Below are 25,743 nucleotides of genomic sequence, written 5' to 3'. Positions count from 1 at the left end.
CTCAATAGCCCTGGGGATGGCGCATATACAAGGTGCTCACATCCCCGTCAGGGCCAATGAAGCTGGAGGGATCCAGGATCCAGCGATCGATCAATTGCTCGAGACGATGCTGAGAGCGGGGGTCAAGCGAGCCTGACTTCCGCAATGCATGCAGGTAGCCGTCGGAATACAGCCGAAGCTCCGACGGGGTGTGATATCTCGTCGTCAGCTCCTGGCAGGCATCGCAGAGCGATTGGAAATGGCGGATGGCTTCAGGGTCGTCGAGTGATGTCATGAGATACAACAGCAGCCCCTGCTACCAGCCTGCCAGGAATTTCGGCTTAGCGTAGGCGCGCCCGGGCCGATCCAGTGACCTCCACTCCCCACGACCTCACGGCGGAAGCGTCTGCAGCCAGCACCGATCCGGTGGTGATGCCAAGCGCAAGCACCGGTCAGGAACCTTCGCGAGTGTTGGTCGTCGAACCGCACCCCACCCTGCGCACGGTGCTGGTGCAGCGACTGCGTCAGGACGGTCATCTCACCGCAGCAGTGGCCAGTGCCGCTGAAGCTTTGGAGGTCTGTCAGGAACAGTCACCCGATCTCCTGGTGAGTGCAGAACTGCTGGAGCGCAGCTCCGCCCTGCGTTTAGCGGAGCAGCTGCGTTGCCCGGTGATTGTGCTGACTGCACGGGCCGGAGCCGAACCGGTGGTGGGCCTGCTGGATGACGGTGCAGACGATGTGCTGCGCAAACCCTTTGGCCTCGAGGAACTCGCCGCCCGCTGCCGCACCCTGCTCAAGCGGGGGCACAGCGGCCTGCAGGAGCGGGTCACCGTTGGTCCGCTGGAGGTGCATCTGCTCCTCCGTCAGGTGACGCTGCGGGAGCAGCCGGTGGAGCTCAGCCCCCGCGAATTTGCCCTGCTTTGTGCGCTGTTGATGCCGCCTGGGCTGGTGCGCAGCCGGCAGGAACTGCTGCGAATGGCCTGGCCTCCCTTCAGCGGTGGCCCCCGTTCGGTGGACACTCAGGTGCTGACCCTGCGCCGCAAGCTGGAGCAGGCCGGTCTTGGCGAGGGCGGTGGAATCACCACCGTGCGTCAGCGGGGCTATCGCTTCAGCCTCGACAATCTGCCGTCCAGCTGAATCAAGTGAATTCATTCCAGTCAGCGACTGGAGTTCTGGGGTCATGGCCAATCAACGCCAACCCGAAGCAACCTTTGTGCTCAAGTTCCTTGAAGAGACCTCAATTCGTCTTGTGATGACGCAGGGCCTGCTTCAGCTGGGCCTCTTTGGTCGGAACCAGATGGTGCGATGTCACCCAACCCAATTCACAGAGGTGATTCGCACAGACTTTGAGCTGAACCGTTCCGCAGGGGAGGTTGGTGAGTTCGGTTGTCATCCGATCGGAACCACTACATCGATTTCAACGTCTGAGCGCTCCATGGCAACGCCAGACATCTGGACAAAATCAAGAGTTGTTTGCGGGAGCGTCTTCATTGCTTGATCAGCGCAGCCGGGTCAACATGGCGCTGTCGACACCCGGGAGCCCCCGCCGTGATCGGATTAACCAGGCTGTATTGCAACCAGGGAGAGAGATTTCTCCTCATCGATGTTGCCTCGGAAGAGGCTTCGAAACGGGCCGAAGAGCTGCTCAACGACGGCTGGGAGATCGAAGCGGCAATACCGGTCTGAAGCGAGACAGCGTTTCACGTCCGGATTGGGAGTGGCTGGTGGGATGACGTCCCTGGAATGGGGGAGCTGCGCTGGTGAACAAATCCCTCAAATAGGGGAGTTTTTCTGAGACAGGAACGGAGATGCTGTGTTCAGAGAGGAGAACACCATGCTTCCAAAGCTCACAATCGACCACATACAAGTGGATTGCTGATGCCTGAACGATGGCGTCGGGAACCCTGATGCCTGCCGAGGGCGTCTCTGAAACAGGCTGAAAGCCATACAAAGACCCGTCAAGGGAAAGAAGGGAGTGCTTCTTGCCGCCAACTATCTCCCGAGAAGTTTGCAAATCAACACCAAAACAATGAAACAATCCAATCCACTATCCGACTTCATTCAATTCATTATCGGCGGATGTTTCTTTGCTGCAGGCGTATTCCTGTTGTCAAACCAAGTAATGGTAAGAGCACCTATGGCAATCGGTAGCGCTGTCAGATCAGGCTATGGTCGAGGTTGGGGTGCTGGATTTGCATTCCCGTGGGGAAGCCCTGGGATGGGATTGTTATTACTCCCACTTGGAATTGGCCTTTGCATGGCGTTCGTAGGTGTTTATGCCAGGTGGTCAAAGCTTTTGATCTGGGCCTCCCTATCTACACTTCTTCTTGGTGTTCTCAACAGCGTCAGGATGTCGTTTATGCAAACCACTCTTTGGCAGCTAGGGGTCTACATGGCGATGATTGGTATTGGTGGTGGCTTGATGTTCAAAGGCTTGAAGGGTGATGGAGGCGATGACAGCCGAGCCAACTCTCGATCATCAGGACCAGATGACACTGATGTGCTTCAAGAACTTGCTGAGTTGCGAGCAAAGGTTGATCGAATGAATAAACTCAATCACTATCAATCTCACAACAAAACACTCACCCAGTCAGCCCTGACGGGGTGGAGTGTTGATGAACCAGCTCTAATCAGCCTGGATAACCCGCCGGCAAACTGATCCAGCCCTGGGCCAGCGCCAGAGACGTGACCAGTTCGCCGGCGATCATGAGCACGGCCAATCCAGCCAAGAGCTGATACGTCCAGGGCGGCGTCAGACGTCCGATGCCCTTTGTCGACACAGGGGTGTTGGCGGCCAGCAGCTCCAGGAATCGATCGAAGCGCTCAATGCGTTGCGGTAGGAGCTGGTGGCGCAGATCAACTGCCTTCACGTAATACACCGTTCCCCCCTGACTGGTGCCAACGGGAACCAGGGCCCGAATGTCCTGCCAACGCATGGACCAGCCGCGCCGCAGCAACCAGCGGATCCAGGCGGGGTAACGCACCTGAATGCCTTCGGCATCGGTCTCCACCCGTTCACTCAACAGACCGATCACCAACACCAAGCCCAGCAGCAGCCCTGCCACCATCAGCCAGCGCGACTCCGCAGGGGCCAGCAATGGCAAGGGCAGCACCAAGGCCCCATACAGGCTGAGCAGGGTGAAGCGGATCAGGGGCGATAACCCGAAACGTTCGATGCCGTTCATCGGTCGTCTGGAGAACCGGGCAGCGGTTCGATCAGTTCAGACGGTTGGTAGGTGCCACCAAACACCTCCTGTTCACGCCCCTTCCAGAACTGACCGAGCCGCATCAGATCGGCATGGGCCTCCTGCACCTTCTCGAGGTACAGCTGAGGATCCATCGAGTCCTTGGCTTCCTTGAGCTTCTTGAGCCGCAGCATCTGCAAATTCCAGGGCTTGGTCAGCTCGCCCCTCTGCTCGAGGTAGCGGGCCAGATCGTCCGACGACGGCTGAAACTCAGGCGGCATCCCAACTCCTATGGACGATCACGCTAGGAAGAAGATCAGGCCGGCAGCGCCCAGGGATTGAGGCCCAGGTCGGCCCCAACCCGATGGGCACAGGCAAACCCACTGAAGGCCACAGCGTTGAGGCCCTGGCCGGGGAAACAGGAATCACCCACGCAATAGAGGTTTTTCAGGCCCGTGCGGTTGAACGGCATCGGCAGCAGTCCCGGCAATTGCATCGCCGGAATCGGGCCGTAGCTGCCCTGAAAGCGACCCAGAAAACGCCGGTGACTGCGGGGCGTGCCGATTTCCTTGTGGGTGATGGCATCGGCGAGGCCGGGAAGGATCGCCTCCAGGCGCTGGATCAACCGTGCAGCATCCGCCTCCTTTTTCTCGCGGTACTGGCTGGGGGTCAGTCCCTGCCAGGCCTCCATCGATGAGGGCGTGAAGGTGTGAACAATGTGATGCCCAGCCGGGGCTAGATCCGGATCCAGCAGCGAGGGCATCGACACGAAGATCACCCCCTGCTCGTCCTCCATCCGGTTCCAGTCTTCGAGCAGGAGGTGATGGCAGTGGGTGCCAGCCGGAATCAGGTCAGCCCGAACCCCCAGATGCAGCGACAGAAACGAGGGTGAAGGCACATAACGCTTGCGCCAGAACTGCTCTTTGCCCGGCGTGTGGGCGGCATCCACCAGGGATTGTCCGGAGCGGCGCTGCTCATCACCCGCTCCGGAGAAGGTGTCCCAGCGGGTGGCGTTGGAGATCACACGATTGGCGCGGATGACCTCTCCATCGGCCAGCTTCACGCCAACCGCCTGATCGTTCTCGATCAACACCTCGGTGACTCGGGCCTTGTAGCGGATGGCGCCGCCGTGACGTTCCAATCCCTTCACCAGCTTTTCGGCGATCACGCCGACGCCTCCCTTGGGGTAGTTGATCCCGCCCGCATGCCGATCGGAAAACACCATGCCGGCATTGATCATCGGCGTGCGATCCGCCGGCATCACCGACCAGCAAAAACACTCGATGTCGATGAACTTGAGCAGCTGCTCATCCTTGATGTGTTCGCGGGCCACCACACCGACGTTGAACGGCAGCCAGCGGGCCAGCCCCAGACAAGCCAGTGGTGCCTTGAAGAACACCTTGGTGAGGTAGGCCGGATCCTCCAGCGAGAGAAGCGGCATGGCATCGAGGCAATTGAACACCTGCCAGCAGGTGTCGTAGAAGCGGCGGATCCCCTTCGCCTCATGGGGAAACCGCGCCGTGAGATCGGCGATGAACTGCTCGTAGTCGCGATCCACGGCGATGCGCAGTCCACCGGGCATGTGGTACTCGAGCTGGGCGGGGTCGGGGATGGTGTCGCAGTGCTCCCCCACATCGGCAAGGGCCCGGGTGAGCAGGTTGGTGAAACCCTTCTTGCCGAAGCCGAAGATCATCGAGGCACCCACATCAAAGGTGTAGCCCTCACGCTTGAAGGCACCGCCACTGCCACCCGGGATCAGATACCGCTCCAAGACGAGGGTCTTGGCTCCCTTGGCCGCCAACTGACTGGCGGTGACCAAACCACCGATGCCGGAACCGATCACAACGGCATCCCACTGCTGGTTCTCACTCATGGCATCGCTTCTTTGGGGGTGACGCTAAGGGGCCGTCTGCGGCCTTGGATCCTGGCGGTGAATCGGCGGCCTCACCGTGAGGATCACCTCTGAACGCACCGGGCGTCCCAGTTCAGCACTGCAGCGGGCATCGATGTGATGGCGCAGGCCATCAATCACCCGACTTTCCATAGGCTGCAGCGGATTGATGTAGACCACGACAAAGGCCGTGCGGCCCAGCTGCTGCACCGTGAAATCCATCATCTGCAGCTGAAGCCCCACCAGCTCCTGCATCAACACCAGTCGCGTGCGCTGAAGCACATCCGGGTCGGCGGCACAGCCCGCGGCCTGAGCCATGGCATCCCGCAGCGCCGCCAGCGGTTCGCGCAGCAAGGCCAGGCTCACCGCCAGCACCAGCAGGGCATCGGTGATCGGCGCAAGGGCAGACAAAGGCGTTGCCAAGAGCAGCGGCGACGCCAGCAAGGCCAGACCAGTGGCCAGGGTGATCACCGCATCGATCCGAGCATTGCGGGCCTCTGTGAGCAGCAGCAGCGACACCCGACCCGTACGGCGCCAATCGCGGCGGTGCCGCCAGGCCAGCAATCCACACAGTGCCGTCATCAAAGCGGTGTAGAGGGCCACCGGCTCCAGATGCAACGGCGCAATGCTGGTACCCCGCCACCAATCGATCAAGGTGGAGCAAGCGCTGCCGAGGCCAAACCCGATCACCCCGAGCAGCACCAGGGAGCGAAACAGTACGTACAAGGCTTCCTGCCCTTCGTAGCCATAGGGCCAGGCTCGATCCGGTGGCCGCACCACGTTGCGGCTGATGCGACTGGCAATCAAGGACGACCCCACCAACACGGCGGAATAAAGGCCGTCCAACAGCAGGGCCGAGGATCCGGTGAGCACATGGGCGGAAAACCCAGCCAGGGCCATCACTGCGTTGGCTCCAACCCCGAAGCGCAGGGAGCGCTGTTCGATCCGGCGAGCCTCCGCAGGGGTTGTCATGCCGTCACGGTCTGGGGTTGGAGGGCCCGCATCGGCTCCAAGTCCTGCAGGGCACGATCGCGGTAGGCGCCATAGCGCGCTCGCTTGTCGCGAATGCGTTCCGGCAGCTCCGGCAACAAACCGAAGTTGGGGGGCATCGGCTGGAACTTGGCCGTTGGTGCTTCGCTGACGAAATGGGTGAGGGCTCCACTCATGCAGGTGGCCGGCAAATCAATGGGCTCCAGGCCCAGGGCCAGCCGGGCCGCATTGGTGCCGGCCAACCAGCCACCGGCCACGGCGGCGGCATAGCCCTCGGTGCCGGTGATCTGGCCTGCCGCCAAAAGGTTGGGGCGCTGGCGGAACTGCAGCGTGGGCTGCAGCAGCTGCGGCGACTCCAGGAAGGTGTTGCGGTGCATCACCCCGAAACGCACGAATTCCGCCTGGCCCAGCCCGGGAATCATCTGCAGAACTCGCTTCTGCTCACCCCATTTGAGATTCGTCTGGAAACCCACCAGATTCCAGAGGCGCCCGTCCTTGTCTTCCTGCCGAAGCTGCACCACCGCGTAGGCGCGCTTGGCCCGGCGCACATCGCGATCGTTCACATCGCCCCAACGGGGATCCCAGAGCCCGATCGGCTTCAGGGGGCCATAACGCATGGTGTCTTCACCACGACGCGCCAACTCCTCAATCGGCAGGCAGCCTTCAAAGAAGGTGGCTTCGTTCTTGTCGAAGTCTTTGAGTTCCGCCTGTTCCGCCTCCAGCAGGGCCTGGCGGAACGCCAGGTACTGCTCCTTGTCCATCGGACAGTTGATGTAGTCGGCATCCCCCTTGTCGTAGCGGCTGGCGCGGAAGGCCACCGACAGATCGATGCTGTCCCCATGCACGATCGGACTGGCCGCATCAAAGAAGTGGCAGTCGGCACGGCCGGTGAAATGGCGCAGATCCTCCGCCAACGGTTCACTCGTGAGCGGCCCCGTCGCCAAAACGGTGATCGCATCCTCCGGCGGTAGAGCCTGCTGCTCACGCCGTTCGATCGTGACCAGAGGATGCTGGTCGAGAGCTTCAGTGAGGGCAGCGCTGTAGCGACCGCGATCCACGGCCAAGGCTCCGCCGGCCGGCACGGCATGGGTGTCGGCCGTGCCGATCACCAAAGAGCCAAGCCTGCGCAGTTCCTCCTGCAGCAAGCCAGCGGCACGGTCGCTGCTCAGAGCGCCAAAGCTATTGCTGCACACCAATTCAGCGAAATCACTGCTGTGGTGCGCAGGGGAGCGTCGAATCGGACGCATCTCCACCAGGGTGACCGCAACTCCTGCTCGGGCGATCTGCCAGGCAGCCTCAGTGCCGGCCAGACCGGCACCAAGGACGGTGACATGGGGAGATTGAGACAACCGGCTGCATCAAGCAGCCTTCAGCCTACGAAGCTCGCTTGCCTGGATCAGGCGCGGCTGCGCTTAAGCATCAGCTGAAGTTGACCCACAGCCGCACGGCCGATGTTGAAAGCAGCCCAGCTGACGGCGGCCAGGATCGGTGCAACCACCAGGAACAGGCGGGCATCGATACCCAGAACCTGGCCCGTGGTGATCACGCTGAAGGCCGAGTAACCGACGATCACCAGGATGAGGACCAGACCGATGGCAACTCGGACCATTCTTGAAAACGGAAATCTGTGTCGCCGATCTTACGGACTTCTCCGTTGATCCCACGACCTTCCTTGAAAGCTGATCGAATTCGCAGCAATCGGAGGAGTGCATTCAAGGGCTGATCTGGGCGTGGGATGCCGCCAATTGCGCGTAACGCCGGGCATGGCAGCGCTGTTCATGAATCGCCTCAGGCGACAACTCCCGCTTCACCGCCGCTGGCGCACCCATCACTAGGGTTCCGGGAGGCACATCCTTGGTGACAACAGAACCAGCAGCCACCAGGGAGCCTGCACCGACGGTGACGCCATTGAGAACGATGGCCCCAATGCCCACCAGGCATCCATCCTCGAGCGTGGCGCCGTGGATGACGGCCCTGTGCCCCACGGTGACGTCGGCACCGAGGCGAACCGGCTGTCCCGGATCGCCATGGAGCACGGCACCGTCTTGAACATTGCTGCCCGCTCCGATGCTGATCTGCTCGAGATCTCCGCGCGCAACGGCCGTGGGCCAGAGGCTGCTGCCCGCTGCCATCTGCACATTGCCAATCACAACGGCGGATTCAGAAACCCAGGCGTTGGCATCGATCTGGGGATCGGGCCAGGGCTTGGAGCCAGTCATGGCCATGGTTCAGCAGCCACCAGTCTCCCCGGCGACCTGAGTGATAACCTCATTTGGTGCCGAAATGGCATGCCCAAGCGGGCACGGGTCGCTAGCTCAGCGGTAGAGCATCCGGCTTTTAACCGGCTGGTCCTGAGTTCGAATCTCAGGCGACCCATATTCACGATTTGATGTCGTCTCGTGACTCAACCGAGCCGACGACCGAGCGGCTGTTAGAAAGCCGTGAATCTCTGATCAGGCCAACAGTTCAGATGGCGTATTTCGCATTCTTTGGCGTCACGATTCTTCTGGCATTGCTGGGTGGTTTGTTTTCTCGAGTGGCCGCAGAGCGCTATTGGATGTGATCAGCGGCAGAGGCTTCAGCGAACGTGGCTGAGGTTGATCTCGCCGTTATCGGTGCAGGACTGGCTGGCTGCAGCCTGATTGGCCGGCTTCAGCAGTTGGGATCTGATCTCAAGATTGCTTTGATCGAGGCCGGCCGAGGGCCAGGTGGACGCACGGCCACCCGCAGGAGACGCGACCAAAGTGGCTGGCTGCTCAACCATGGAGCACCGGGGTTCAACCTCAGTGAATCCATGCCGGAGGGCATGGATTCACTGCTGAAGCCATTGCGGGCAGCAAATGTGCTCCAGCGGGACAAGCGAGCTGTGCTTTCGCTCGATGTCGAAGCCGGTTTGTCGCCTGCCACGAGCCCAGACGCCTGGCCAAATGGTGGCTGGTGGCATGGTGTACCCAGCATGGCGAGCATCTGCGAGGCGCTTCTCGATACGGCTGGCACCGCGCAACTAAGCAGCCAATTCGAAACCCGTGTGCGCTGGTTGGAGCGACGCCGGGACCATTGGCTGCTGGAGAACGAGGATCGAACCTGGAGCCTCAGGGCCAAGCGCCTTGTGCTCAGTGGAACCCTGCTGGCGCATCCCCGCTCTCTGAAGATGCTGGCTTGGGATGACGTCCCCCTTCGGTCTGCCGTTGCAGAGGGCGTGGACGCTGACCTCGATGCGGCATTGAGCCTGCTGCAACACGGCCAAGCCGAGGTGCGCTGGAACCTGATGGTGGATCTGGGCGTGCTCGCGCTCAAGGCTGAGGAGCTGCCTGCTCAGATCTGGTTGGACGACGACGCCAAGGCGCGCTGGAAGGTTGAACGCCTCGTGCTGCAGCCCCAAAGCGATGGTCGCTGGGGGCTTGTGGTGCATGGGTTGGATTCCGGGCAAGCAGTCACGCCCGAAAGCCAGGGGCAACTGCTGGCTCAGGAGCAACAGCGCCTGGTGGAGCTGTTGCCCGAACTGCTGCAAGCCCTGCCGGTTGTTTCAGCTGCGTTGAACCAGTCGACACCATTGGGTGTGATGCGCTGGGGCGCCTCACGCCCCCTCAACAACCCCTTGCCACAAGAACTGCAGTGGTGCCCCACCAGCGCCGTGGGGTTCTGTGGCGACTGGATCGCAGGGACTGGCTTCGGTAGAGCAGAGGGAGCGATCAGCAGCGGCGTCAACCTGGCTGAACATCTGCACGCTGACCGCTAATTTCTGTGAGCGCCGGGGAGTGGCGCAGTTTGGTAGCGCGCTTGCTTTGGGAGCTCCGAAAGTCCCAAGCCCGAACGCAGTTACCGCAAGGTTTCTGAGCACCTCGACAACTCAAGCGAGCGACGGCGAGTGACAAGCGCTTTTAAGCGCGCTTGCTTGCCTGTCCTTAACAATCAATTCCTGGCGTTCAGCCCTATTCCTGTACTAATACAAGCGTACTAGCGAGAGGGGTGTGTCGCTTGATCATGCGAGCGCCGTTGCAGCGCCAAAGTCAGATCCCGTCTTTCTGCACGTCAAAGCAGAAATGACCGTGATCGTCACTGACACGGAAGGTGCCTGACGTATGGCTGATGTCATCTGGGTCGATGGCGGGGCCAGAAGCCCCAAGGTTCCAACGTTGTTTCAGGTGGCTGATGTCGATACCGGCGTCATCAACTGGATCAACGCTGACCTAGTGACTCACATCTGCCCAAGAGCTTGAGTGGTCAGGGGTTGCTGACTCTGGGTATTTCTACTCACTGGTCATCTGCCATAGGCCCTTAGGTTGCGCTGATTCTCAGTTCTGTAGGCCCCCTTTCAGCAGCACTAGGCCATACGCCTTCGCTTTTGGAAACGCCAATCGATGACTGACCCCTCTCTCGACATCTCCGCCGCACTGCGTGAAGCGCAGCTGCAGCGTCTCGAGGCCTCCCTGGCTTCAAAGTCAGTGGTCAGGTACCAGCCTCAAGTCGAGGCACCCAAAGACAAGGACGAACCAGTTAGCGACTGACCGTTAACAGTCGCTCTCCAACCCCTTGATCAGCACGGCATATTGAGGACATCCAGCTACGGCTGATGTTCTCTGAATACTTGTTGTGGAGGCGCTCGTCTCGATAGCTCTGGGCGTCTTACTCGCCTGGTTCACTACCCGGCTGATCATTTGGTTTTTCAGCCCTGCTCGGTATGAGCGCGATGTCAGTCCAGAAGACTGAATTCGCTGCCATCCATAGCTCCACGAAAAAGGGACTCCAGCACCGGAGTCCCTCATGCTCGACGTGGCACATCAGCGCCACAAAAAAATGTACGAGTCACATTGCGTCTCAACTGTGTCCTGTGCGTCACATTATGTATTTGGATGCGTAGACGGAGCCGCATCGCGTGCATCGAGCGATGAGAGAAGCGACCCCGCCACCGGTGTTTTCTGCCAAGGTCCCACCGGTACTTCGGTTTTATCCCTGCTCTAGGGCTATTAATCGAGCCATCTGATACCAATCGTCTCCATGGGCTTATTTGAGTCGATAGGGTCCGCGGACTCTTAGGTCCATCTCTCGTGAATCGTCATCCGAACATTGCCTTTCTCGGTGGCACCGTGATCATCGCGATCATGGTTATGACTGCCTTCGCCAACGTCGCAAACGCTGGTGGCTGCTCCTACAGCAAGTCCAAGTCAGCCGAAGTAACCACTGAAGAGGTCAAAGACACAGCTGATAAAAAGGCCGAAGTCGAAGCCTGATCAGCAATGGAGCTTCTTGGCTTTCTGCTGGGCGCCGTTGCGATTGCCTTTGTTATCGCAAAGGTGATTTTCAGCAGTAAGGCAAAGACGCCTGCATCCACAAACCCGCCTGAAGACAAGGGCAACAGCGACAGCTGATCCATCGACGTGCCAACCGCAGTGGTTGCGATGTTGAGCCTCTTCGAGGGTCATGGCTTTTGGCTCAAACGTCATAAACCGGACCACCCCAAGAGCAGTCAGTTGCTCTTTGAGGCTCTTCAAAGCATCAGCAACTTCTCGTTCGGTCTTGCCCTTGTCGACAATCGCGAAAAGGGTTTTGACCGCTTCGATCTTTGAGTACGGCTTACAGCGCCCGTCACGAATGATGTCGATAAGACATTGAGCTGCTTCGGGTGCTGCCTCAATCAGGATCGAATGACTCTGATCCAGTTGGTCTTGCAAACAGCCTTCCAGACACGCTTTCGCGTCTGGATGCCGCTGCATGAAACCTCTGACACGAGTTGCAGTTGTACCAGCACGATCTGCTGCTGCTTTCCAAGTGAGGCCCTGGCTGCGCGCTTGTATTGCAATTCGAATGTCGGGAGGAAGCTCCCGCGTTTCGATTGCAGGTCTACCCCGACCTTCTTTAGTTGGGGTCTCAGTCATTCAGTAATGCCCCACTGAGCACGTGCCTGAGCTGCTGCACGCTCACTTACAGGTGATGCAGCCAAGCGACCAAGCAAACCCATTGATCGGAATTCAGCCGATTTCTGAGCCTGCTTTTCAAAGATCGCTTTCTCACGAGCCCTGGTGGCCTGACGAGAACGCTCAATCACTGCTTCACGTTGGCGGTCTGCATCTGCTGCATACGCATCCGTGTGTGCAGCACGCAGAGCACCAGCGTCTTCAGGGTTGACCTGACCAGTCAAAAGCCGTTGCTGTACGTCAGCCGGTAGCGGTGCACCACGACCACCAAACATGTTCTGCCAAAGAACAGGGTTTGCATCGCGCATTGCCATCGTGACTGTCATTGACAGGTCTTCTGGCTTTTGCGGCATCGGAGGTACTGGTTCACCAGGAAACAGCCTCGAATACGTGGTCACAAATTGCTGGAGGTTGTCGATCATCGGAAGTAACGCAGATTTGGTTGGCGACGTTGATGCAGCTCTTTAATTCCAGGGCAGCGTTTATCTCTCAAAACTTCGGGTGTCACACCCTCAGCTGACCACTTTCGGTAGGCCATTAATGACCAAGCATCCTGGCTAGATTGACTATGCGGAAAAATGAGTCGGGCTGCTGAGTTTCAGCGACTGATCATCATCCACTGCTGAGCGTCTAGGTTGAAATCATCATCACCCATAGAGTTATCGACTCTTAGTAAAGTATAGAACTAAATAAAACATGGGGTGTCCCAAGGGTTGCGATTACTCTTTCGACTATGTATGCTGTTTAAGAAAGTTCCCCGCACTACGATTGCATTAGCAAAACTTGCAACCCTACCCTCACCTATTGCTACTGCTGACAACAGGAATGCTAATCAAACTAATCACCAGCAATACACATCAGCGATAACAGCATTAGTGATTGCGAGGCCTCATGATTGCAAAAAACGCTGATAAGAATTAGTACGCCATAAGCAACCATCTGGGTTCAACTGCTGCTCTAATACATAAATGAGCACAGTCTCCTTGGAGACAGGCTCAGAACCTCGACAATCTGTTTGCTTATGAAGGTCAATCGATCTGGACAAGCCCAGATACTCGATGACGTACAGCTCGACCAGTTAGCAGCAGCGATGCCAGCAGGTCCACATCGGATCGCTTGCTTACTTACTCGGTACACCGCTTGTCGGATTTCCGAGTGCTTAGCTCTGCGCTGGGGCTACATCGCAAACGGTGTGGTCGTCTTTCCCGGATCAATCACAAAGTCCGGCAAGACCAGAGAAGTAGACATTCATCCTCGCTTGAGTTGCGCCTTAGATCAGTGGCGAACCGAATGGTCGGACTACAGACTAAACGGCAAACCAATTCATGAACGTATGGACATTGCACCAGGAGCCCTGCCGGGCGCAGATCATTTCCTGTTTCCCGGTCTTGGCTTTGCAACCCACATGAAACGGCAAAGTTACGACCGCGTATTAAGGCGAACATTGGAAGAACTCGCCATTAAAGGCGCGAGTTCACATTCGATGCGCCGAAGCTCGCTTACCAAGCTGGCTGACGCGGGAACACCACTGCGCCACATCATGGAAGTCTCAGGTCACCAAAGTTTGGATGTCCTGTCGCGCTATCTCGGCTGCACGCCGAAGCAGAGAAGGGCTGCCATCAATGCCCTATGAATGGGCCGTTACCTAACTACATGAATGGGTGTAGTTGGGTAACGCTTTCAGGCATCAATTTCTCGCAGTTTTTAGCTTCTGCGCATGTAATTACTAAATCCCGTGTCTTTTGTATCTTCTCAACACCAAAAGCGCACAAATGCTCAACTTGAACAATTGGCGCGCGAAGCTGAGATTGAAACCAACAGAAGACGCCTGGAAATTGTGGAATTAAGGCGACTAGAGCGTTGGCAGCACAAGCCTTCTCAGTCTTGAGCTGATTTTTTTTGGCGCCAATCCAACGGCGATTCAATCTTGTAAGTCAGGGTGTATTCACCAATCGGCTCTTCAGGACGCGACTCATCAAAGATGCGCACCATCCTCAGAGTCGGTGGCTTCTTGACCCGTTGAAGGCGGTCTACGTGGCGCTGTAACGCCATCAGGTCGCGGTACTGACTCATGGTTTTTTCTGTGAGAAAAGCGCCGCCGTCTAAATGGCGAAAAACTGCGTCAAAGGTGTCCCGGACATCATGCGGGTCAATTCCATTATCGCTGAAATCCCTTGCAATAACTACGCCCGGACGTTCCGGACAACACGGACATCATCATTTCGGTGTTCGTTCAACCCTGGGGTGGGTTGGTGACTAAACCACTCATCACTCTCTTACTTTTCCTCTCTCATAAAAAGGAGTGTGAACAGTGTCCGAGATGTCCAGAGGTAGCCACCGCAGGGCTTTTCAGCGAAATGGTCGTAAGTGTCCGGGCTATTTCGGACATGTCCGGTTTCTGATTCAAGACATGATCCCGAAGGTGATTTTGAGATCACAAGCGCACTTAACAACACAAGCCGAAGGTGTGGGTACGTGCCTCAGAAGTATGTACTGCGTTGAACGGGACAATGGCCCCGATCAGTGGGCCAGAGAAACTTGCTTTCAAACTGAATTCAAGGCGTTCGTTCATGCCCGCACAAAATCGCTGGCAACAGGGAACACCTATCGAGTTCTGTTCAGCAGCCCCTCCATTACAGGAGAGGTGCTGAGAGTTTCGAAAGGCAAGGCACTCTTAGATGCCGATGACCAACTAGTTGGATAGCCGTTGGTGCTCAAACACCTGTTCAGGCGTAGGCGCCTCAGCCTTATGACTGACCAAAGCAGCCCAGTTGCCTTCGCGGTAATTGCGCTTGTCCCACCGGCCAGCTGTATCAACCTCAGCACGTATCCGGAAACCAAACAACTGAGGGTTCACCTTCTTGGTTGAGTTGGTGCCAGGTACTGAACGACGTTGAGTGTGCAGGTTGGGTAGCGCCTGTTTGATCCGAGTCAGCAGCGTCCTTCTGTTGATGACCTTGGAGTAACCAAAGTCCTCGCAGAACTGCTTGAACGTTTCGTACAGCACCCCCATCTTCGGCATGTACTCGCCCCCGCAGGGCTCACAACAGTTGTCGAGGAATTGGCGAACCACATCCATATCAGCCTCAACGTTGTGTTGAGCGTCGATAAAGGTCTGGTTACCGCTAACCAGCACACGCTTCACATCAGCGTGTTTGGCCTGAAGCGCCCAACTGACGATTGATCCAAGTTCACCAGCAAGCTTCTGATCCAAGTCAACATCTGGCTTTTCAGGAGGTCGCTGAGTTTCAAGGATCAAAGCCCTGCGTGCCATGCCGCTACCTGCATTTTCAAAATGAGGCGCTTGGCTGCTGCAAATGACGACACGACCTTTGTAGACGACGCCTTCGGTGTCATCAGTAAAAAGGTTGCGTTGAGACATGAGGCCACCCTCAACCATCGTGTAGAGAGTGGTCACACCGGTTTGCAATCCCTGAACATCAGGGAACGCGACCAGTTGCTTACCAGAGACGTACTGCCGGATCTTTTCCGGTGTATTGATCTCATTAATGCTGCTGGTGATGGCGCTGACACAGCTAGGCGGAAACAACTTCTCAATCAGCCGCTCCAAGACACCTTTGCCACTACCAGATGGACCGATGACCATCACGATTTTTAGGGGTGGCAGAGTCGGATCAACCATGTAACGCAGCAACTGCTGCATCGGTTCGACGTAGTGCTCGCCAAAGCTGCTGACAATGAAGTCATGCAGGTGCGGCGGACACTCAACACAGTCCCGAATGAAGTCACCTTGGATCGAATAAGTGAGCCGGTACTCAGGCTTATGAGGAACCAGCTCACCCTTGTCGATCAAGAAGGTGCCATTCGCGAAGGCAATGGCGGGTGTCTGATCCATCTCTGCCTCAGCAGTCATGGTTTGAAGCCACTCGATTGAAGACTTCACCCGTGCAGCGGTTGAGAAGCTGAACTTCTTGTCCCCTGGTTTGCTGTACGAAAAGCACTTGAGCAGCAGGTCTGCGATCTCACGCTTCATCGCGTGACGAGGAACGTGCAACCAACAGCCCTGGTCCGGGTTGTAGCGGACAAAGCGACCACCACTGTGAGCAAGGTGCTGATCAGTGAGCTCGCCTTTCAAACCAATGGCGTTCTCAATCACAACCTCAACGGTCTTGTGGCGATTGACCGTACAAAACGAGTCATCGATGTTTGCGGTCCAATCATCTGGATTGGATGCAGGCAATAAACGCTTCTTGTGCCAGCCATAAGAAGGACGCCATAAACCTTGGCGTTCAAAGTGCGCCCGCAACTTCCGCTTGAGATAGGTGTCGCAGTAATCGGACGTACCGCAAGGTACAGGCCGGTAATGCTCTTCAAGAGCTGCTTCGACGTCACCACCTTTCATGCCGCTATTGGCGGCAAACTCCGACATCAACGTCTTTTCGATGCTGTCGGCATCAATAACGGTGCAACCAAGTGACTCAAGATGCAGGCGCGCAGCACGCAGGTGCTTGCTGAGTTGCCAGCACTTACGCCAACGGTCATCGGATTCAGGATCCAAACCTCGCAGTAGCTCTTTGGTCTTTGGACCAAGTGCCTCAGTCAGTTGCACCGGGGGCAGGGTTGAGAAGTCAGGAAACTGCTCATGGTCATCAGGTTCAGGACCATCTGCTGGCCTGAAGTCACCACCGCTGTCAGTGACTTCATCAACTGGTTCATCCAGTTCAGGCAAGAAAGACAGCACGTCATCCAGTTCATACGTCTGAGATGAGAGGTGGATGATTTCAGCACTGCGCCCGGTTTTGGGATGCACAGAGCCAGCAAGGCGCTGAACCTGAACAGCGCTGTGCAAGTTGTGGTCTGTTTGGACACCAGGGTTGGCATCCTCAATCGCTTGACTCAGTCGCTTGCGACAGAACTCAGCAGCAGCAACTCCAACCGGTGTTCTGAAGACCCAACTCCAGTGGATGGACTTGTTTCCTGTGAAGACACCAATGGTCGGAGTCGGCAGGTTTGCTTTCTTCCAAGCAACCTTCTGACCCTCAATGTCGAGACCCTTATCGATCTCATACGACATGCACACCACACCGGTGATCGTGTCGCGGCGTTTACTCGTGCCACCAATGGCAGAGAGGAAGCCGAGGTTTTGAGTCTCCGGATTTTGAAGGTGGTGGCGTACTAAGTCGAAGCGACGATCACCGTTGAACTTGGCAACGACCTGGTCCCAGTCGTAAGGCAGATCCTTCTTCAGATTGCGAGACGGTACATACCGAGAGGTAGAGCCGTAACAAGCAAGGATGCAGGGGTCATGCTCACCAAAACCAAGCGCCTCAAGATGACAAAGAGCTTTTTCCTCGTCGATGTCGTCGAGTTCAAAGGTTTGTTCTTCTAATACAATAGAAGCAGGAACCTCGACAATTTCAGAGATAGCAGAAGTGTCACCGGCTGCACTGCCGGTGTCTACGGAATACGGCATGATGGACACGGAATCTTTGTTTCAAAGGCTCTGCGTGCGGGCAGGGCTTTTTTCTTGTCAACAGACAGGAGCAGGCCCATCCCAACGCGCCTGAGTTTCACGGCAGCGTTCGATGTTCCAGATGCGGGTCGCAGTTTTGTGCGGACCAATCTGAACAAAGTGATCGCCCAAAACGAAGTACCCGTCTTTGATCCGACGAGTCATCGTTTTGCGGCTTGTCTGCAATGCAACTGTCGCTTCGTTAGTTCGAAGCCATTGGGCAGCCATGACACATGCGGATGAAGTGGAAAGTGCCCTATCCGCTAAGCGGACTCGCCTGAGGGCTAAATTCCAGCTCCTACGCTGAAAAGTCGTCCACACAACTATCACCGTGTTGTGGGAGTCAGTAACCAGAGGAAGGGTCTCTGATCTCTGAGGCACCAGCCAAAGCTGGTGATTCAACCGGGTCAGAGGTCGAATGAAACAACACCTACAAATATGGTGATTTGGGTGTTGTGATCACATCCTTGTCGAGGTTGCGAAAATCGTCAACCTTTTAATCGCTGTCTATAGCGTTTTGCGGCTTCGAAAGCATTATCGATCTCATCGTTATCTGCCCAAGTTCCGTAATTCGCTTGGTGCGTTTGCACGGAGTGCCCCAGCACTCGCGCTGCAACTCGTGCACTCAATCCGTACTGCTGGTGAGCTCTCAGAGCCCATCCATGCCTGAACGAGTACATCGTCACGCCTTTTGCCTCCAACGGTTTCCAGCCCTGCTGCCGCGTCAAATAACGACGTCCAGCGTTGGCAACACCACCACCAAACGGTGGCAAGTCCAAACCATTGGCTACCTGCTGAAGCAGACCCCACTCTTCTTCCCATTCCGGATGCAGTGGCTTGAGGATCCTTGGATCTGTTTCGCCACCACCAGAGCGCTTGATGTAGTCGCACCACAAGCGACCGTCATCCGCATGGATCGATAGGTGCTGGATTTCAACTGGCCGCAGTCCGTAAGCGGCGAGGAAACGGAGAACCGTTTTCCAGCGTTCACCAGCTTTGTCCGTTGGCAACGACTCAATGAGATCAACGATCTCTTGGTCTTGCAGCGGCAAACCAACCTTTGGCTTCTTGTCTTTGGTGCCAACAACGTCCTTCACCGTCACTGGTGGCGTCCAACGCTTGGCATCGAGATGCTTCTTCTCGACTGCCCAACGCAAAAAACGAGCCAGGTGCTGAAGCCTGATTTCTTTGCTGCGTCCCGGCTTCGGAAACATGTCACCCACTATTTCCAGCAACTGGTCAGCAGAAGCAGCAGCAGTCGCCTGTACCAGCCGATTCCTCGTGTACTTGAACTGGGTGTCGGAACGGACCTTTCCAAGCTTGGAAAGCGACGCCAGCCACTGGTCAAAAAGCGACACCAGTTGGTTGGGGTCAACCTTCTTAGTTGGCAGCGGTGCTTGCTTCTGTTGGCCCTGGTACGCCTCTAACGCCTCTTCGATGGTCAGACCAACAGCAACACCCTGAGCAATCGCTTCAACAGCCTTCTGGATGCCACCAGCACTCGCTTGAAGCCACGGGATGCCAAGTGACTTGGTCTTGCGAGTGCCGTCACTAAACCGGACATCCAGCTTTGCTTTGCCGCGTTGTTCTCCAATCCGATAGGCAGAGCCAACGGTGTTGCGTAGCTGGTTCCGTAAACCAACCTCCCAATCAGCAGCGTGAGCGCGCTGAGGCATCTAGGCGAGTGACGAGAGCGAGTGACAAACGAGTGACAACGTGACCCTATTTGGCCCTAATTGCCCTCGTATGTCCAGGGCCCAAAACCGTGGCTAGCACTGGAAGCCCGTTGAGCACTATGATTTCTGTGTTCGGGGAGTGGCGCAGTTTGGTAGCGCGCTTGCTTTGGGAGCAAGATGCCGCAGGTTCGAATCCTGTCTCCCCGATGCGATAAAAAACCAGTCCCCAGCTGGTGTTTAAACCGTCCCGCAAGGGGCGGTTTTTTATTGCTCTCCCTGTTCAAGCAAGCTCCTTGAACGGGCTTCTCACTACGCGGTGGCGCCAGAAATCCCAATGCCCCACCCTCGTCCAGGTCGCAGACGTGGACAACCGCGACATCAACTGACTCAACGCTGACCTGGGTACTCATATCGCGCCAAGGGCCTGAATTGAAATTGCGCCTGTTAAGCCATCCAAGGATTTGTAACAAGCCGAACTCTTTGTCTCAATTCGCTTGGCCGGGACTCATCTTGTTGTCTATTTGTTGGATCAGCGGAGATCAAGAACATGAAAGGAACCAAGACCAAACTCACCACCGCTCCAGAGGGCTTCGAGTACTACAGGGTTTGCGACCAGGAAGGTGTCTGCCAAGTCGTCAGAGGCATGTGGGCAGCACAGCACCTCACAGAAGACATACGTGAACTGAGCGCCACCAAGACAAAGTATTCAGATGATTGGGTTTAGGGCTCTGAACGACAACCCGCTTGACCCATACAAGGGCGATGGCATCTGCCATAAACGAGGAGATCCCTGATGCCGTCACACGCTGGAGTTTTTTCTTGCGTATGTCAGCAATGAAACCCGCTCCGTTGATGGCTCAGATGATCTCTTTACGGCCAGCCTTGATCTTGGCTTTAGCTGAAACAAGACCAAAAATCAGCAGAATCAGAAGGCCCGCATTCACGCCAACGAAAAACATTGCGTCCATGACTTCAAGATGGCTTTGCTCGTCATAAGGAAAGCGAACAAAACAGCCCATCGGTCAAAAGACTCATTCAGCTCCGAAGAAAGAAGAAATCTTCGGCTGATCTTGGGAGATCTGGCGAGACCAACTACAACTGCCAATCGCCATCAGTGCAGTTCTTCCCTTGCAACTCTTGCAAACGCGCCAAGAGCTCTGGATCACCAACAATCTGCCGGCGGCATCCGTCTTCACCCATGTAGGTCAGATGCCCATCGGCATCGATGACCAGCGCGGTCATGGGGGTAACTGGAGACGTCTCGTCGATGGCGATGCGCTCCTTCTTCAGATCCACCCAGTCTGCGTCCTGTAAGCGCACAAGCCCAAAGCCATGAACAAACCAGACAGTGGTGGCAGCCGCCTGGGCAGCGTTCCTCTATGAAGGGTGCGATGGACTGGCACCTTTCCAAACGCGTGACTGATCAACAAGGCAAAGACAGGGCCTACTGGATTGATGAGATCGCCTTCCTGGAGGCACGCTTGAACGGCAGTCAGGGCGACATCGACAACGAAGACCGAGCGGCCTGCGAGGAAGCCCTAAAAGCGGCGAAAGCGAACTTGGCTGCCTCTCGGTGAACCCGGGGCTGACGGAGGCCCGAGCCACAACTAGGGTTTGAAGGTGAGAGGGAGACCTCTTCGGGCGTGGTTGCTTGATTTGGTGGGTGGTGTCACGACCTACTGCCTCTCTCACACCTCTTGATCAAGGCTGATTGGTCACGGCTGAACCAGGCCCCTCTCCTTGGCATAACTCTTGTAGTGATTGGGAAATTCATCGGCAAGCCGAGCAAGTACATCACTTGAAGAGCCCATTTGCTCGTTCACTTCATCAAAAACCGATGCAAAACAGCTCTCACACCTGATTTCAAGACAAAGCTCATCCCAGCTCGTGCCTTGTTTGTTGAAACTGGCCACAAGCTCTTTAAAGGTCACGAGAAACAGAGTTTTCTGCTGCGGACAAGCTTAGAGGCAATGACAACAACCAATTTGATGCCGAATGAAATCAGGATTGGCATAGCCTGATGGCACATGGCTTTGATGAACCAACATTCAAGGGATGAAACGATTGCTGCAGCTGCTTCGGCGATGGACTGGCCAACGGGAGAAACCCCCATTGCATACACCCGAAGAGTTGGAGTGCTTTAAAACAGATGCGATCGACAATCGCGGCAAGCACTACTGATGCAGGGGGCAACTGAACTGGCACTACTGGCCCTGGCGTTTGTCGGGATTCAGCTCTGGTGGCTCAGCAAGGTCTTTTTGAATCGACCCCGGCAGCCAAGGCCACTGGGCAATCCCATGAGGGCGAATTCGCTTCAAAACGAGCGAACTGCCCTGCAAAAGATCTTTGATCAATCCTGAGAACCGCCAAACCTTGGTATCGAACTAGGGACAAACACCGATGCCTGATGCGATCTGAACAATCAGCGTGGTGCATCAGCAACAACAGCCATGGCACTGATTTGTTGTGCGCACTGTGGTCACATGCACTCGAGCCTGAGAGGGAACTGCCCCCAGTGCCATCAACAGAGACGCCTATGGTCTCCCCAGGCGTTGTCAGAACGGATCAAACCAACGCCGATGAACACCAAGGAGTGACCACCATGGCCTTTGAAGCCCCCCAGCAGAGGGACGTCAGTGCATCAGCTGCGGTGACATCAAACCTTTGAATTTCTTTGGCTTGGATCAACAGGAGTGCCGGAACTGTGAATCAAGTCGACGCCAACAGGGCATCAAACAAAACGCCAATGATTCCGTCGAGGAGGCTTGAATCAAACCGAGCCTCAATGAGCATATGCACCAATGTTCAATTGATATCCATGGGCTATCACATGGGTAGCATTGCAAAGAGGTGTCATGGGCAAGGTTCTTTCAGCAGCAAAGTGGTCATTCGAACTACTTGGCCAACGCATCACTGCACTTCGTCTTAAAAAGAGCTTTTCAGAATCAAGGATTTACAGCGACTGGGCTTATGACGAATCACAGATGAAAGAGGCCGATTTTGGCAAGCGTGAGCAGAAATCTCATCTCGAATACGATTGCTGAAGCCACAAGCTGATTCATCAGAACCAAAAACAGCGGCTTAACAGGCATCCAACCAAAGCCTTGAATGGCGAATTGACCAGCCTAAGAGAAAGGTTGGCAATTTGCGTCCAAGCCTCCTAGAACGCTGTTCAGCATCATTGTTGCAATGGCCTTGATTCCCCGCTGGCAGTTCATGACTGACAGCAGCAAAGCCATGGTGAAGCGATCTGCGATCACACTTGTGGTCGTCCTAATTGGATTAACACTGCTGCGCGCAATCTTTCCCTGGATCCTGGTTGGCCTTGCCCTTTATGGTGCTTGGTGCCTGTTGAACCGGAAATAACCGATGAGCGATGACTCAACCCAAGCCAGACGCACGCTCTATCTCTGGGCCCTTGGCCTCAACGTTGTCGCTTGGGGCGGATACCTCGTTCTAACTAAAGTGATGGGTATCGATTTTGAATCGATTCGGCAAGCCAGATTAGCTGGTTGAGACTGACTTCCTTTCTTGAACAAGGGCTCTGCTTTGAACAACAGAGATAAGTAGCAGAGCACAATTCGTGCACTAGCGATGCAAGGGTTAGAGGTGCAGATGCACAGCTGACCTGATCCAGCCTCAGCGGACTTGATCCACAGGCCACCAAGGGTATAAATCGTCTGGTGCAGACAAAAAGCCGCTCCATGCCTGGAGCGGCTCAATAGCCAAGGCAATCCCCATCACCCGGCGATCTGCACCAATCTTTGATGCAATGAAAAAATAATACCCACCACACACCAGATGTAGTGGAGGTCAACACTCACTTAAGACTCTGGTGAACATGCGTGAAGTGGCCAGATAACGCAACAGCAGCACTGCATCCAGTGCAAGGGAGCCCGCTTTGAGGAGACACTAAATCTGGAGCAGGAGGTCCAAACCCCTCGGAATTGTGGTGCTTCATGCTGAAGACATCCTTAAAGGAGAAGCCATGATTTCTGGCCCATCCTGCCCATTGCGGCTGGGAGTTCTCGATAGTCCCGACTATTGGACTGATGACGCACTGATGTCTGCAGTGCGTCCATTGAATCCAGAGGAACTTCACCACCTGGCCGTTGGATCCCAACAACGAAGGAATCAACAACGCGGTGTTCGCACCACCCGTTCATTCAATTCCGGCGGCTGAACGCAGCCAGGAGTTGATGAATCGGCTCGACAAGCTTGTCGACCCAGGTGCCTGAGCGCCGACCAGCAGGCCGCTGCAACGCCGAGGCATGCAGCATTGGCCCGTTGGAGCCATACCCCTCAAAAGCAATCAAAGCGTCTTGAGCTCCCTGCAGCTCCTGGTCGATTCGACGGGAGGAGAAGCGGCTGTGGGCTCGGTTTCGCGACGTTGACATGACTGGAGCGGTTGCACCTACATCCGGTCTGGCTACGGACCGAGCTGCTTGGCAGCAATTGGTGATGCTTCTTAGGGAGCCCAAGCACAACCCATTTACAAACCGTTACAAGAGGCTTAACATTTCTCAACTCGCCTACGAGCAATGGCTTCTTCAACTCCCAACGACGACTGGTTCCAAAGCGCCGCAGCAGCTCAAATCCGCAGCGAGCGTTTCGAACGGGCAGAGCTCCTCAATGGCCGCGCCGCCATGATCGGCTTTGTGGTGGGCGTGCTGACGGAAGCTCTGACGGGGCACGGGATCGTGAGCCAGATCACCTTTGGCGTGTTCGGCTGCAACTGAATCGATCAGGCCAATGGGGCAAAACGTGCCATTGAAATCACGCGTTCCTCACCCCATTGGCTGTCGCCAAGCCCTGACTGATCCCATTTTTAGGGTTGAAACGCTTGATATTGCAGGCGTTTTGCGATAAAAGGTTATGAATTGGTTATGAAGAGATGAAGACAAGCACCGCCCATTCACGCCTCGAGTCCCTCCAGCTCGCAGCTGAAGAGTGCCTGACCCGCGATGAAGCTCAGAAGATCTTGAGGAAGGCAGACAAGGCCCACGCCAAGCTCGAGTCGTCCGCAGCCCCCTTCCACCGCCCCAAGAACTGACAGGCACCTCAAGCCTGCAGCGGACGAATACATAAATTCTTTTACTCATGAACTGGAGTGTGTCCATCCACTCCAACGCCCATCAAGCCAACGCGGGATGGCTGTGCCGCCCTTGATATGTCGTTGATTCATGGGCTGGATTGGCGTCACTCCTTTTCATCAACAGAACGGTGGCCGTCCTGTTGATTTGTGGAGCTGCCGAGAAAAACTGAAGGGTGCAGATCGATCGTGGGCGATCTGCTGCCATACCATCCGGATCTCTCCAGAACCGGATACCAGATCAATCAGGGAAGACGGAGATGGCTTGAAGCCTCTGCAACGGATCTCTTCGCCTATCCCATGTCGAGCAGATAGTGCATGACAGCAACCCGATGGGACACAGCAATGCCCTCGGGGGAGTCGGGACCGATCAACGCCTCGGGAACACGATGGATGCGCGTGAGAGGTTTGATCTCATAGGCCGTCCCTTCGGGAGCACCGGAACCGCGACTGCGGTCCCAGATGCCACTGGCGTCACCCTTGTAATGCCCCGCCACCTGCGAGAGGTGCGCATAGAAATTGGGCCCGATGCGACAGAGCACGATGGCCAGACAGGCATCGAAATCGTCGGACGAAAGCACATTGATCCCATCACGGACAGCACGTTCGTCAACCCCGAGAACCATGTCCTCGAGTGCTGTTTCACCCGTCTATTGCCAGCAACGGATGGTGACCGCGTCGTGTTGGCTCACTTTCTGCGGGTGAGATCACCGAAATCATCGTCGTTGGGCTGCAGAAATTGCCAAACGACAGGAACGGTGAGGGCGACCGTCAAGCCAATGGTGACCCATATCGCTGTCGTGTAGTCACCCATGTCATGTCCCCATTTCTGCGGACCTTAACCAGTCCGGGCCGAAGCAGCAGCGAAAACGCCAGTCACACCTGGACACGCCCTCACCACAACCTGGTCATCCTTCACAAGGCCGATGCCACGACACTTCATTCGGGGAACGAGACACCCCGCACACACCGACCAAGAGGCCTTCATGAGTCCAGCACGCCTCATCATGGGATAATTAAGCAACCCTTAAGGGCTGCCCAATGGGTCACTTCGCTAAGCAGCTCAGTGCGCAGGAGATCAAGCAGGGCTATGCCCTGCTCAACCTGATGGAACATCTCGACCGCGAGATGGACCTGCTCAATCAGCAGCGCATCCGCGTTGGGCCAACAACCCAGGAAGGACAGCGACTCACCCAGATCAAGCAGAGCCATCTGCGCAAACTGCAGAACTGCATCAGCGAACTGAACACCAGTGGCTTCAACGACTGGTTGCTGCACCAGCAGCCTGCCTGACCCTTGAATGGGGCTGAGCCATCCCGGGTGAGACAACCCTTTGCCGCTTCCGGTCGTTTACCACCCGCACTACTCCGCGCCGCTGCCGAGCACCCATCGCTTTCCGATGGCTCTTGAAGCCATAAGCCAAGTTATTGCAGTCGATCTCAGGGAAGTGTCCTTCGAGAAATCACAACGCAAATAACAACGCACTCGGACAACTCACACCTTGAACAAGGGGAGAGGGGCTCCACATGAGGGGGGCATGGG

33 protein-coding genes, 2 tRNA genes and 1 pseudogene are annotated in these 25,743 nt (G+C 56.3%); 16 read left to right on the top strand and 20 right to left on the bottom strand.

The genetic code is table 11. The features are described 5' to 3' along the window. Position 1 precedes the first annotated feature (1 nt). Positions 2-274 (bottom strand): DUF6761 family protein, encoded by a 273-nt coding sequence (locus NCN05_RS00170; RefSeq protein WP_115082587.1) that lies wholly within the window; start codon positions 272-274, stop codon positions 2-4. 74 nt (positions 275-348) lie between these two features. On the opposite strand from NCN05_RS00170, the gene NCN05_RS00165 reads away from it, so the two are divergent. Further along, positions 349-1,116 carry a response regulator transcription factor gene (locus NCN05_RS00165; protein WP_186540678.1) on the top strand — a complete coding sequence of 256 codons (768 nt, stop codon included), beginning with the start codon at positions 349-351 and terminating at the stop codon, positions 1,114-1,116. A 100-nt stretch (positions 1,117-1,216) separates the two neighbouring features. Here the strand turns inward: NCN05_RS00165 and NCN05_RS00160 are convergent, their stop codons facing one another. Next, positions 1,217-1,372, bottom strand: a complete 156-nt coding sequence (locus NCN05_RS00160) for a hypothetical protein (protein ID WP_170950645.1) — start codon at positions 1,370-1,372, stop codon at positions 1,217-1,219. A gap of 582 nt (positions 1,373-1,954) precedes the next feature. Here NCN05_RS00160 and NCN05_RS00155 point away from each other — a divergent pair. Beyond that, positions 1,955-2,638, top strand: a complete 684-nt coding sequence (locus NCN05_RS00155; RefSeq protein ID WP_250396516.1) for a hypothetical protein — start codon at positions 1,955-1,957, stop codon at positions 2,636-2,638. Here NCN05_RS00155 and NCN05_RS00150 read toward each other — a convergent pair. The 7 genes from NCN05_RS00150 to NCN05_RS00120 all read right to left on the bottom strand — a co-directional run bounded on the left by NCN05_RS00150 (position 2,610) and on the right by NCN05_RS00120 (position 8,270). Further along, positions 2,610-3,164 carry a hypothetical protein gene (locus NCN05_RS00150; protein WP_115010169.1) on the bottom strand — a complete coding sequence of 185 codons (555 nt, stop codon included), beginning with the start codon at positions 3,162-3,164 and terminating at the stop codon, positions 2,610-2,612. The two genes, NCN05_RS00155 and NCN05_RS00150, sit on opposite strands and share 29 nt — an antisense overlap. Beyond that, complete coding sequence (locus tag NCN05_RS00145; protein WP_115010170.1) at positions 3,161-3,445, bottom strand: hypothetical protein; 285 nt, start codon at positions 3,443-3,445, stop codon at positions 3,161-3,163. The genes NCN05_RS00150 and NCN05_RS00145 overlap by 4 nt, the downstream gene beginning before the upstream one ends. 35 nt (positions 3,446-3,480) lie before the next feature. Further along, positions 3,481-5,037 carry a carotenoid isomerase gene (gene crtH, locus NCN05_RS00140; RefSeq protein WP_250396515.1) on the bottom strand — a complete coding sequence of 519 codons (1,557 nt, stop codon included), beginning with the start codon at positions 5,035-5,037 and terminating at the stop codon, positions 3,481-3,483. A gap of 24 nt (positions 5,038-5,061) precedes the next feature. Then, the gene (locus NCN05_RS00135) at positions 5,062-6,027 is read right to left on the bottom strand and encodes a cation transporter (protein ID WP_250396514.1); all 966 of its coding nucleotides are present in this window, start codon (positions 6,025-6,027) and stop codon (positions 5,062-5,064) included. Then, a complete protein-coding gene (gene trmFO, locus NCN05_RS00130) occupies positions 6,024-7,394 on the bottom strand; it encodes an FADH(2)-oxidizing methylenetetrahydrofolate--tRNA-(uracil(54)-C(5))-methyltransferase TrmFO (RefSeq protein WP_250396513.1) in 1,371 nt (456 codons plus the stop codon). The genes NCN05_RS00135 and trmFO overlap by 4 nt, the downstream gene beginning before the upstream one ends. A 47-nt stretch (positions 7,395-7,441) precedes the next feature. Then, on the bottom strand, positions 7,442-7,564 hold the full coding sequence (locus tag NCN05_RS00125; RefSeq protein ID WP_025362202.1) for a photosystem II protein Y: 123 nt from the start codon (positions 7,562-7,564) through the stop codon (positions 7,442-7,444). Between the two features lie 193 nt (positions 7,565-7,757). Next, on the bottom strand, positions 7,758-8,270 hold the full coding sequence (locus NCN05_RS00120) for a gamma carbonic anhydrase family protein (protein WP_250396512.1): 513 nt from the start codon (positions 8,268-8,270) through the stop codon (positions 7,758-7,760). Between the two features lie 79 nt (positions 8,271-8,349). Here NCN05_RS00120 and NCN05_RS00115 point away from each other — a divergent pair. From NCN05_RS00115 to NCN05_RS00090, 6 genes and pseudogenes are all read left to right on the top strand, one after another. After that, a tRNA-Lys gene (locus tag NCN05_RS00115) sits at positions 8,350-8,421 on the top strand. Between the two features lie 13 nt (positions 8,422-8,434). Beyond that, entirely contained in the window at positions 8,435-8,608 is a 174-nt protein-coding gene (locus tag NCN05_RS00110; protein WP_170950646.1) for a hypothetical protein, read from the top strand. Positions 8,609-8,632: 24 nt separating this feature from the next. Next, a complete protein-coding gene (locus tag NCN05_RS00105; RefSeq protein WP_250396511.1) occupies positions 8,633-9,784 on the top strand; it encodes an NAD(P)-binding protein in 1,152 nt (383 codons plus the stop codon). A 232-nt stretch (positions 9,785-10,016) separates the two neighbouring features. Further along, positions 10,017-10,265, top strand: a pseudogene (locus NCN05_RS00100) (DUF3104 domain-containing protein). A gap of 141 nt (positions 10,266-10,406) precedes the next feature. Further along, a complete protein-coding gene (locus NCN05_RS00095; protein ID WP_250396510.1) occupies positions 10,407-10,553 on the top strand; it encodes a hypothetical protein in 147 nt (48 codons plus the stop codon). Between the two features lie 540 nt (positions 10,554-11,093). Continuing rightward, entirely contained in the window at positions 11,094-11,276 is a 183-nt protein-coding gene (locus NCN05_RS00090; protein ID WP_250396509.1) for a hypothetical protein, read from the top strand. Here the strand turns inward: NCN05_RS00090 and NCN05_RS00085 are convergent, their stop codons facing one another. Both NCN05_RS00085 and NCN05_RS00080 read right to left on the bottom strand, forming a co-directional pair. Continuing rightward, positions 11,277-11,921, bottom strand: a complete 645-nt coding sequence (locus NCN05_RS00085; RefSeq protein WP_250396508.1) for a hypothetical protein — start codon at positions 11,919-11,921, stop codon at positions 11,277-11,279. It abuts the gene before it with no gap. Beyond that, complete coding sequence (locus NCN05_RS00080) at positions 11,918-12,382, bottom strand: hypothetical protein (RefSeq protein WP_250396507.1); 465 nt, start codon at positions 12,380-12,382, stop codon at positions 11,918-11,920. Before NCN05_RS00080 ends, NCN05_RS00085 begins: the two co-directional genes overlap by 4 nt. A gap of 599 nt (positions 12,383-12,981) precedes the next feature. Here NCN05_RS00080 and NCN05_RS00075 point away from each other — a divergent pair. Next, a complete protein-coding gene (locus NCN05_RS00075; RefSeq protein ID WP_250396506.1) occupies positions 12,982-13,593 on the top strand; it encodes a tyrosine-type recombinase/integrase in 612 nt (203 codons plus the stop codon). Positions 13,594-13,838: 245 nt separating this feature from the next. Here the strand turns inward: NCN05_RS00075 and NCN05_RS00070 are convergent, their stop codons facing one another. The 3 genes from NCN05_RS00070 to NCN05_RS00060 all read right to left on the bottom strand — a co-directional run bounded on the left by NCN05_RS00070 (position 13,839) and on the right by NCN05_RS00060 (position 19,109). Beyond that, a complete protein-coding gene (locus tag NCN05_RS00070; RefSeq protein WP_250396505.1) occupies positions 13,839-14,012 on the bottom strand; it encodes a hypothetical protein in 174 nt (57 codons plus the stop codon). Positions 14,013-14,652: 640 nt separating this feature from the next. Continuing rightward, complete coding sequence (locus NCN05_RS00065; RefSeq protein WP_250396891.1) at positions 14,653-17,394, bottom strand: primase-like DNA-binding domain-containing protein; 2,742 nt, start codon at positions 17,392-17,394, stop codon at positions 14,653-14,655. A gap of 527 nt (positions 17,395-17,921) precedes the next feature. Continuing rightward, on the bottom strand, positions 17,922-19,109 hold the full coding sequence (locus tag NCN05_RS00060; RefSeq protein WP_250396504.1) for a site-specific integrase: 1,188 nt from the start codon (positions 19,107-19,109) through the stop codon (positions 17,922-17,924). A gap of 133 nt (positions 19,110-19,242) precedes the next feature. Between NCN05_RS00060 and NCN05_RS00055 the strand changes: the two genes are divergently transcribed. After that, positions 19,243-19,316 (top strand) — tRNA-Pro (locus tag NCN05_RS00055). A gap of 650 nt (positions 19,317-19,966) precedes the next feature. Here the strand turns inward: NCN05_RS00055 and NCN05_RS00050 are convergent. Next, the gene (locus NCN05_RS00050) at positions 19,967-20,128 is read right to left on the bottom strand and encodes a hypothetical protein (RefSeq protein ID WP_250396503.1); all 162 of its coding nucleotides are present in this window, start codon (positions 20,126-20,128) and stop codon (positions 19,967-19,969) included. A 73-nt stretch (positions 20,129-20,201) separates the two neighbouring features. Beyond that, complete coding sequence (locus NCN05_RS00045; RefSeq protein ID WP_250396502.1) at positions 20,202-20,405, bottom strand: hypothetical protein; 204 nt, start codon at positions 20,403-20,405, stop codon at positions 20,202-20,204. Positions 20,406-20,524: 119 nt separating this feature from the next. Between NCN05_RS00045 and NCN05_RS00040 the strand changes: the two genes are divergently transcribed. Further along, on the top strand, positions 20,525-20,686 hold the full coding sequence (locus NCN05_RS00040) for a hypothetical protein (RefSeq protein WP_250396501.1): 162 nt from the start codon (positions 20,525-20,527) through the stop codon (positions 20,684-20,686). A 138-nt stretch (positions 20,687-20,824) separates the two neighbouring features. Here NCN05_RS00040 and NCN05_RS00035 read toward each other — a convergent pair whose 3' ends face one another. Next, on the bottom strand, positions 20,825-21,040 hold the full coding sequence (locus tag NCN05_RS00035; RefSeq protein ID WP_114987852.1) for a hypothetical protein: 216 nt from the start codon (positions 21,038-21,040) through the stop codon (positions 20,825-20,827). 249 nt (positions 21,041-21,289) lie between these two features. Here NCN05_RS00035 and NCN05_RS12610 point away from each other — a divergent pair, with 249 nt between their 5' ends. Beyond that, positions 21,290-21,469, top strand: coding sequence for a DUF8681 family protein (locus NCN05_RS12610; protein ID WP_502988790.1), 180 nt, complete (start codon positions 21,290-21,292; stop codon positions 21,467-21,469). A gap of 495 nt (positions 21,470-21,964) precedes the next feature. Continuing rightward, positions 21,965-22,153, top strand: a complete 189-nt coding sequence (locus NCN05_RS00030; RefSeq protein ID WP_136975384.1) for a hypothetical protein — start codon at positions 21,965-21,967, stop codon at positions 22,151-22,153. 1,122 nt (positions 22,154-23,275) lie between these two features. Here the strand turns inward: NCN05_RS00030 and NCN05_RS00025 are convergent. Next, complete coding sequence (locus NCN05_RS00025) at positions 23,276-23,506, bottom strand: hypothetical protein (protein ID WP_115010180.1); 231 nt, start codon at positions 23,504-23,506, stop codon at positions 23,276-23,278. A gap of 144 nt (positions 23,507-23,650) precedes the next feature. Here NCN05_RS00025 and NCN05_RS00020 point away from each other — a divergent pair, with 144 nt between their 5' ends. After that, complete coding sequence (locus NCN05_RS00020; RefSeq protein ID WP_115010181.1) at positions 23,651-23,848, top strand: CAB/ELIP/HLIP family chlorophyll-binding protein; 198 nt, start codon at positions 23,651-23,653, stop codon at positions 23,846-23,848. Between the two features lie 155 nt (positions 23,849-24,003). Continuing rightward, the gene (locus NCN05_RS00015; RefSeq protein WP_170950551.1) at positions 24,004-24,162 is read left to right on the top strand and encodes a hypothetical protein; all 159 of its coding nucleotides are present in this window, start codon (positions 24,004-24,006) and stop codon (positions 24,160-24,162) included. A gap of 332 nt (positions 24,163-24,494) precedes the next feature. On the opposite strand, the gene NCN05_RS00010 is transcribed toward NCN05_RS00015, so the two are convergent. Continuing rightward, positions 24,495-24,827, bottom strand: coding sequence for a hypothetical protein (locus NCN05_RS00010; protein WP_250396500.1), 333 nt, complete (start codon positions 24,825-24,827; stop codon positions 24,495-24,497). A 62-nt stretch (positions 24,828-24,889) separates the two neighbouring features. Then, positions 24,890-25,015, bottom strand: coding sequence for a hypothetical protein (locus NCN05_RS12460; protein WP_006850800.1), 126 nt, complete (start codon positions 25,013-25,015; stop codon positions 24,890-24,892). Positions 25,016-25,242: 227 nt separating this feature from the next. Here NCN05_RS12460 and NCN05_RS00005 point away from each other — a divergent pair, with 227 nt between their 5' ends. Continuing rightward, positions 25,243-25,494 carry a hypothetical protein gene (locus NCN05_RS00005; RefSeq protein ID WP_250396499.1) on the top strand — a complete coding sequence of 84 codons (252 nt, stop codon included), beginning with the start codon at positions 25,243-25,245 and terminating at the stop codon, positions 25,492-25,494. Positions 25,495-25,743 lie beyond the last annotated feature (249 nt).

Origin of the sequence: Synechococcus sp. MU1651, assembly GCF_023630635.1 — a bacterium.
Classification (GTDB): Bacteria; Cyanobacteriota; Cyanobacteriia; order PCC-6307; family Cyanobiaceae; genus Parasynechococcus.
This window is presented reverse-complemented; position numbering and strand designations above follow the sequence as displayed.